Source organism: Dokdonella sp. (genome assembly GCF_051958935.1).
Classification (GTDB): Bacteria; Pseudomonadota; Gammaproteobacteria; order Xanthomonadales; family Rhodanobacteraceae; genus Dokdonella_A.
Window position 1 is genome coordinate 1 of the sequence record NZ_JBQCFP010000140.1, and the last position, 7,818, is coordinate 7,818.

A 7,818-nucleotide genomic window follows, 5' to 3' on the forward strand; every position below is an offset into this window, starting at 1 on the left:
GCGATCCGGTCCGCCGCCGTGTAGCCATACTGCGTGACCAATGTCGTACCGCTCGCCACTTGCGTCTTGCGCGTGACGTTGCCGCGCCGGTCGTAGCAGTACTTGGTGCTGCCAGTCGCGTCCGTCATCGTCGTCAGGCGCCCCTGCGGGAACGAGCCGCTGCAGCCGGTCGTCCCGTCGCCCTGGTCGTACGCATAGTCGACGTCGAGACTCGCCGTCGGATACGTAATGCCGGTGAGCCGATTCAACGCGTCGTACGCGTACGTGCTTGTCACCGACGGCGTGCGGTTGTCGGTCTGGCTGATGCGGTTGCCGGCCGCGTCGTAGGCGTAGTGCGTGTGGCCGGTATCCGGGCTGTCGAGATCGGTGAGGTTGTTCAGTCCGTCGTAGGTGTGTAGACGGTGTTGAGGCTATCCGGGTCGGTCACCTGGCGAAGGTTGTCGCGCGCATCATAGGTGTAGCTCGTGCTCGTGTTCTGCGTGGCCGTATCGGCGCCGGCGAGATTCTGGATCGTCTTCTTCAGGCGGTTGAGCGGGTCGTAGTCCTGCTGCGTGCGCACCGCGAGGCCGTCGTCCTTGAGCACGCGGTTGCCGTTGCGGTCGTAGCCGTCGACGATGTTGGTGCCGGCAATGCCCGCCGAGGTTTCGACCGCCACGTTCGCCGCATTGAGGACCTGGGTGAGCTGGCCGAGCTGGTTGTAGACGCGGCGCAGCTGGCGCTTCACAACAAGCGACGCATCCTTGACCTGTTCGACCTTGCGATTGCCCGCCGCATCGAGGCAGTCGGCGGTGCCGACACCGCCGGGGCAGTAGTCGATGCTGTTGGACAGGTTGTCGGTGATCTTGATGAGGCGGTGCGCGTCGTCGTACGTGTACTGGAGGTACGCGCCATCCGGCTGCGTCACCTTCGTCACGTTGCCGACCGCGTCGTAGTCGATGTGCAGGGTCGCGTCGCCTGCGCCCGGCGTGCCAACCGCGCTCTCGCGCACGCTGCGGTCGGTGAGCCAGCCGCGCGCGTGGTAGACGAAGTCGGTATAGGTGCCGTTCGCGTCCTTTACGCGCGTGACGCGGCCATTCTTGTCGTAGCTCACGTACTCGGTGACCTGGCCGAGTGCGTTGTTGGCCTTCCAGAGGTCGCCTTTGCGATAGGTGCACGCGCCACCGGACGCGCAGGTCGAGTCATCGGCCATCCGGTACGTATAGGTAGCAATGTCGTCGCCGCTCGCCATCCCGGCGTCGGTGGTCTGGCGTGCGCCGTTCACCGCAGTGACGAGGCCAACCAGAGGGCAGGCTCCGGCGGTGACGTCGGCGGACTCGCAATAGGACGTCAGCGTTTGGCGTACGCCTGCGGGGGTGTCTGTCGAGGATCCGCAGTAATAGCTGCTCGCTCCGCTAACCGCCGGGTCGACCTGACAGTACGCGATAGCCTGGCCACGCGTGTTGTATGCCCACTTCGTTTGTGTCTCGGCAATCCCCGTTGAGTTCTTGACGGCGCGCTGGTCCGGGACGTTGAAGCTTGCGTTCCAGATCGTCTCGGTCGTGCGCTTTGTCGCAGCGTTCGCGCCGCTCGCATTGGAGGCATCGACGCGTTTCGTTTCCAGGCCACGCGAGTTGTAGTCGTGGTCGGTGACCACCCCATTAAAATCCGTCGCCAGATCGACATTGCCATTACCATCATACGTGGTCGATGACGTTGCCACGACGGAGCTGCAGTTTGCTGTCGCGCACCGATCCGTGCCCGCATCCCGTACGACACCGTTGACTGCTACAAATTTGCGGCGCAACTTCTGGCCGAGTGATGTCAGAAGCTCGGTCGTCGATGTGGCCGAGTTATAAGAATGAAACGTGAAGCTCAGCAGGTCGGCATTGGCGCTCCCATGCCACTCCTTATAGGCACGACCGGCACTGTCGTACTGGTAGGTGGCGTAGCGGTCGCCCTTCTCGTCGACAATGCCGGTGAGCTGCTCTTTGTACGAGGTGTAAGCAGCAACGTTGACGGGCTCGTCGTATTTGTACTCACGCGTCGAGCCGTCGGGGCGATCCACGAATGCAACGAGGCCAAGGTTGACGGGACGAGAGGGAGCACCCGAGACGCTAGTGTCCAGCGTCTTGTATCGGATACCCAGGTGTTGTCCGTCCGCCGCGGTCACCTCGATGAGGTAGCCGTCGGCGTCGTAGCGAAACTGAAGCGAACGGCCTCGGGCATCCGTGACGAGAATCAGCAGGCCGCTCACGGGCGCGATGGACGGCGGCGTTGTTGCGTCGCTGTATGTCAGCGTAGACACCAGTCCATGTTGCTCGAGTGAAAGCCAGCGGCCAGCGGCGTCGTAGCGGTAGATGGAATTGTCTGCAGCAGTGTAGGTCCAACCCGTCCGCACGCCCCCGCTGATGACCTCCACCAGCGTTTCCGGCTTGTCCGGCCGCCCAAGCCAAGCGCCCCCAGAAAGGCGGAAGTGGCGGTAGTCCCCGTCGGGACGTGTGACGTAGGCGTACGTATCCTGTCCGATCAGGCCCGGCTCCACCACGACTGCGCTCTGCCAGCTGTGTCGCCATTTCGGCCCCAGCTCGCTCCGCGCCTTTTCCGTGTGAACCGAGGTACAAAACCCCGTACTCGAGTAGTAGCGCACGAATTCCAGCGGCGACGCCCCTTGTCGCGAGATATCCGTCTCTGCCTGCGCATTCTGGCCGCCAGCGCACTGTATTGGATTACCTGCAGGGCAGCCTTCTCGCTTCAAACGAAAGCAATAGCCGTCCTTGGGATCGGATGGGTTGTACTCCGTGAAATCCGGAGGACAGCGTACCCACCGCTGCCGCCAAGCGGTCGGCCCCGGCGTCATCCATTGCGGAGCGCAGGTAGATCCGCTCCAGTATCCAGTCCAGGATTCGTAGTCATGCCCGTAACTCTGCACCGTGCCGAGCTTCCATGAAATCCTTTCGCTCAGAGGCCCTACGAAGTCGGGACCCGAACATAGTGTCCCTGATTGCTTGGCTTGCCAGTTCGGCCTGACTCCGTCGTACAGAGACTCGGCATCGTCCGAGCATCCCCCGACTTGCGCCTGGGCATTGACCCAGCAGGGCGGATCGGAGCCGACGAATGTCGCTACTGCTGCATAGGCATACCACGGTCCGGTATCCGGCTCTACACACTCGGCCTGCCCCCCTTGTTGGAGACGGCATGCGAGATTGACCGTCTGGCCATTTGCGGGTACGGCGACAACAAGAGCGGTAAGCAGAGGAGGCGCGGCGAAGGATCTGGCGATGAACCGGACGACATTACTTACGCGCACCGCGGCTCTCCTCATTGACGAACTTGTTTTGCATCGCGTCGCGACTCTTCTAGACGCGGCATTGACAGCTGTCCGCCTGACGCCGGTACGCGCACAATACTCTTTATCCATTACTCCGCCAGAGTTCGCATGGCTCTTATGATACTTATTGCACACTTTTACCCGCAGGCCTGATCCCGATTGTCCGCATGGCATTGCATATCGCCCGCGTGACGTTCCGTGCATTGCCAGAAATCCGCGACCAGTCCTGGCACCGAGGTACTGGATATCGCACACCGATACCTCGCGATGCGCGCAAGCCCCCACCGCGTTAGGATGCCCGACCGCCGGCATCATCCGACCGCCCGCATGTCCGAACCCTGCGTCAACTGCTCCACACCCGTCCCCGGCCGCTACTGCCCCACCTGCGGCCAAAAACGCTTCGAACCCGCCGACCGCCGCTTCGGCCACCTGCTCGGCGAGTTCACGCACAGCCTCACCGACCTCGACGGGCGTGTCTGGCGTTCGCTGATTGCGTTGCTGTTCCGGCCCGGCTTGCTGTCGCTCGATTACAACGAGGGACGACGCGCGCGGTGGCTGTCGCCGGTTGCGTTGTTCTTCGCGATCAACGTGGTGTACTTCCTGTCGCCGTTGCACGGCGACTATGCGATGCAGTTCGACAAGCAGGTGTCGGGCCGCGTCGCGGCGGCGGCGGCCGAATCCGGCACCGACACCAGCGGCTACACGTGGGCGGGACAGGCGCACGCCGCGTTCACGGCGGCATGGGTCGATCGCGAAGCGTCCGCGCTCGACCCCGGCCACGACGGCGACGGCTACCGGAAGTTGCGCGAACGCTACGACGCACGCGCCGACGACGTGAGCAAGGCGCTGGTGATCCTGCACCTGCCGTTCGTCGCGCTCGCGCTACTGCTGATCTATGCCGACCGGCGCCTGTACTACGCCGAGCACTTCGTCGTGGCCATGCACTACTTCGCATTCGCGCTGGTCATGGTGACCGCGCTGGTGCACGTCTACACGCTGCTGCAGCGGCATGTGCCGTCATTCGCGACGGCCGTGCCGACGTCGGCGCTCGACTGGGCCGCGCGCTTCCTCTACGTGCTCTACGCCGTGCTTATGTTGCATCGCGCATATCGCACCGGCTGGTTGCGCGCCGTGCTGTCCGGCGCCGCGCTCATCGCGGCGATGGTCGCGGTAAATCTCTTCGTCTACCGGCCGGTGCAGTTCGCGGCCACCCTGTGGGTGGCGACGCGCTGAGCGCGACGTCGCGCGCAACGATCATGCTCGGCGAACAGCGCGATCGCGCCGCGCGACCCTCGCACGGCGAGGTGTCGCCTCGGTGCACTCCACTCCGCGACGTGGCCTCGACCCGCACGCGATCAAGGCGCGGACGAATCGAAGCCGTCGGTGAAGATGAGCGGCTCGTACGATCGCGCCTGGAACGCCCAGATGCCGATGCTGTTGCCGGCGTAGAACATCGCACCGCTCGGCCCGACGTGGGCGAGCAGGGTGCCGCCGACCGCGAGGTCAGGTCCTACGACGGGCGATCGCCCTTCGGGCCGATGCTCGGCGAGGTTCCACGTCTGCAGCTGATCGTCGACGGCGACGGCGATGCGGTCGGCATCGCCGGGGACCGCGGCGATCGCGTAGTACGCCGCATCCGGCATGATCATGCGATCCAGTTCACCGCCATGGGTCGCGTCGAGCACGACGACCGTCGGTGTGCCGAGATCGAGCACTGCGATGCGCCCATTCGGCAGCAACGCGGTCGATCGTCCGCCGACCGGCACGTTGTAGTCGACGGCATGGCTGACAAGGTCGATAGACCAAAGGCCGACCTGCGGAACCGAAACCACCAGATGCGGCGGGCCTCCGGCCACGGGGCGCAGGAACATGCTGGAGAGGCCCCAGAAAGGCGTGAGCTCGGGTGAAGTCCAGAGAACCGCCAGCGTGTCGGCGCGCAGCACGTGCACTTGCGTGCCCGGCCCGTTGTTGTTGGGACTCGGATCGCTGAGGAGCACGACCTCGTCGACGCCGTCGCCGTCGAGATCGGCGAGCAGCACGCGCTTGACGATGCGATCGGTCAGCGGCAACGGGACCCGCCGCAGCAATGCATGGCTGGCGCCGTCGAGGATATCGAGCACGGGCGTGTAGTGGCCATTCAGGGCATCGCGGCCCAGCACGACGATCTGTCTTCCCGCGCCGGGCTGCACATGCCCGATCGCGACGTCGAGCAACGGGTCGCTGCCGTTCGGTCCTCCGGGTTCGGCCGGAATAGCAGAACGCCACCGCAGCGCATGGGTGTCGAGATCGCGAATCGAGATGCGGCCGGCGTACCCGCCGACGCCCGGATAGCCGAGCGGTATATCCGCGAGCGAAACGAGTTCGTCGTCGCCGTCGGCGTCGGTATCGCCAATCAGGATACGATCGAACGGCCCGCCCTGCGGATCGACGGTGGACACCGAGGTTGCGAGATCGAGCGACCGCACGCCGATGCCGGCACCCTCGCGGGACGAGCCCAGCACGAGCACGCGCGCGGGCGCCGCGTCCACTTTCGCCACCGCAATGCGCGCCTCCAGGTACGGCAGCGCCACCTCCCCGCCGACCCGCATACCGTTGCCGTCGAGCCAGAAGCCACTGCCGTCGGTGGTCGCGACGAGCACGTCCATCACGCCGTCGCCGTCGCGATCGCCGAGCGCGATGTCGTTCGCCGACACGTCGAGCTTGCGCCAGCGCAGCGCCGGCGCGTCCGCGTCGAAAGCAATGACGCTGTGGTCCGCGCCGAGCACGACGAACTCCGGCGATGCGGAGCCGGCGATGTTGCCGACCAGCACCTTGCGTCCACCGGTGCCGGCCCACGACCACAGCAAATGGCCATCCGATACTGCGCGGATGTCGACGGTGGAGTAGCCCCCTACGACGAGACGGTCGGGCTGCGCACCTGTCGCCGGCACATGGGCGATCGAGTGCGAGGAATCCTGCACCCGCCATGCCGGCGATGTCGCCGCGCCACGGAACAGGCTGATCCCCAGATCGCCGCCGACCGCGACATCGAAATCATCGGCGGAGGCGATGCGGGTGAGCGCGACCGCGGTCACCTGGTCGTACGGAACGATCTGGCGCGTGGCGTGCCACGCGAGCGGGTTGCCCGCGAACACCTGGAGCGCGAGCCGGTTGACGCCACCGGCGAGATCACCGGCGACGACCACGACCGGCTCGGATGCCGCCGCGACATCGACGCCTCGCGCCACGACATGGCTGAGCACGGGCGGCGCGACCTGAGCCGTCGGCCCTGCCGCATCGCCCATGTAGCCGAGGGTGCTGAACCAGCTCGAGCTCATCGTGCTCGCCTGTCCGCCGAACATCATCGAGGCGCGCACGTCCGTCGCGCCGGGCCCCGGCGCGAAAGTGAATACGTTGGCTTCGTAGCCGCGATACGGCAATTCGACGGGCGCGGCGTCGTAACCGACATCCGCATTCGCCAGACCGGCCACCACGAGCATGAAGCCGCCCAGCAGGCCGGCAGCCCTTCTGCGGAATGTCATCACGAGCCCCCTGTTGCACGCCGACATCGTCGATGGCCGCGGCGCCCTGCGCGTGGCCGAGGTGTGCATTGTACCGTTTGCGGCTTCGTCGGCGTCGGGACGCGACGCATGGACGGGGATGCATGCGGTCGCCGCGAGGCCGATGGGCCACGGCGCCTCTCCAGCCGTCCAACACCCGGTGCTCATGGCAAGTCCTTCGCCTCGCCTTCCCCTTCCAGCCTGACCTCCTCGAGCGCCGGCCAGCGGATCGCCGGTTTTCCCATTGCGACGAGCTGCGCATCGACCTTCTTCACATCGCCGTCGCGCAGCGCCTGCCAGCGCTGCAGCAACGCAGCGAGGCGCGCGTCGTAGTCGGCCTGCACCGCGCGTTGCGCGGCGGTCGGGGCGCGGTCGGCGCCTTCCACGTCCGTATACACCGACGACAGCACGCCGCTCACGGTTGCGATACCCGGTTTGTCCGCGCCGGCGCCGGAGACGAGCGGCGTGGTCGCGTGGTAGAGCGCGTCGATCGGCTTGCGTGCGTCGCCCGCGAGCGCGCCGTCGCCCTTGCGCGCGGCGTCGAGTTGCGCGCGCAGCGCCTGCAACTCGCCGTAGGCGAGATACGCGCGTTCGAGAGAACCCGCAAGCTCGCGCGCGAACGCGAGCGACGCGTCCAGGCTGGCGGCGCTTGCGGGGTTGCGCGGATCGGCCTTCACCTCGAGCGGCGCGTGCAGCGTGGCGCCGTCGACGATGAGCGCGACGTCGTAGGTGCCGGGCGGCACCAGTACGCCTTGCGGCGTCAGCGCGGTGTCGCGGCCGTGCACGGCGGCGATGCTGTAGTCGTAGCTGATCGCGTGCGGGCGCGCGGTGCGCAGGTCCCAGGTGAAACGGTGCATGCCCGCGCCCGTCGCGGGCTTCGCGTCGGGCTTCACCCATTCCTCGGCGAAGTAGCGTTCGGCACTGCGCCACGGTGATACGGCATCGCTCGCGAAACGGCGCACGAGTGCGCCC

General features: G+C 66.2%; 4 protein-coding genes and 1 pseudogene. 1 reads left to right on the forward strand and 4 read right to left on the reverse strand.

Features of this window, described 5'->3' with window-relative positions; translation table 11 throughout:
• Together ACTHK2_RS13915 and ACTHK2_RS13920 are read right to left on the reverse strand one after the other, a co-directional pair.
• Positions 1–275 (reverse strand): annotated as a pseudogene (locus ACTHK2_RS13915) (type IV secretion protein Rhs); the annotation flags it as partial.
• Positions 276–376: 101 nt separating this feature from the next.
• A complete protein-coding gene (locus ACTHK2_RS13920) occupies positions 377–3,622 on the reverse strand; it encodes an RHS repeat domain-containing protein (RefSeq protein WP_440246319.1) in 3,246 nt (1,081 codons plus the stop codon).
• 12 nt (positions 3,623–3,634) lie between these two features.
• Between ACTHK2_RS13920 and ACTHK2_RS13925 the strand changes: the two genes are divergently transcribed.
• The gene (locus tag ACTHK2_RS13925) at positions 3,635–4,540 is read left to right on the forward strand and encodes a DUF3667 domain-containing protein (protein ID WP_440246320.1); all 906 of its coding nucleotides are present in this window, start codon (positions 3,635–3,637) and stop codon (positions 4,538–4,540) included.
• A gap of 122 nt (positions 4,541–4,662) precedes the next feature.
• Here the strand turns inward: ACTHK2_RS13925 and ACTHK2_RS13930 are convergent, their stop codons facing one another.
• A complete protein-coding gene (locus ACTHK2_RS13930; protein ID WP_440246321.1) occupies positions 4,663–6,828 on the reverse strand; it encodes a hypothetical protein in 2,166 nt (721 codons plus the stop codon).
• Between the two features lie 182 nt (positions 6,829–7,010).
• The coding region (locus ACTHK2_RS13935) for a hypothetical protein (protein ID WP_440246322.1) at positions 7,011–7,818 on the reverse strand (808 nt) is incomplete at its 5' end.

Coding starts and splice junctions, on each gene's coding strand:
- ACTHK2_RS13930 (WP_440246321.1), bottom strand. CDS start 6,828: ATGACATTCCGCAGAAGGGCTGCCGGCCTGCTGGGCGGCTTCATGCTC.
- ACTHK2_RS13920 (WP_440246319.1), bottom strand. CDS start 3,622: ATGATGCCGGCGGTCGGGCATCCTAACGCGGTGGGGGCTTGCGCGCAT.
- ACTHK2_RS13925 (WP_440246320.1), top strand. CDS start 3,635: ATGTCCGAACCCTGCGTCAACTGCTCCACACCCGTCCCCGGCCGCTAC.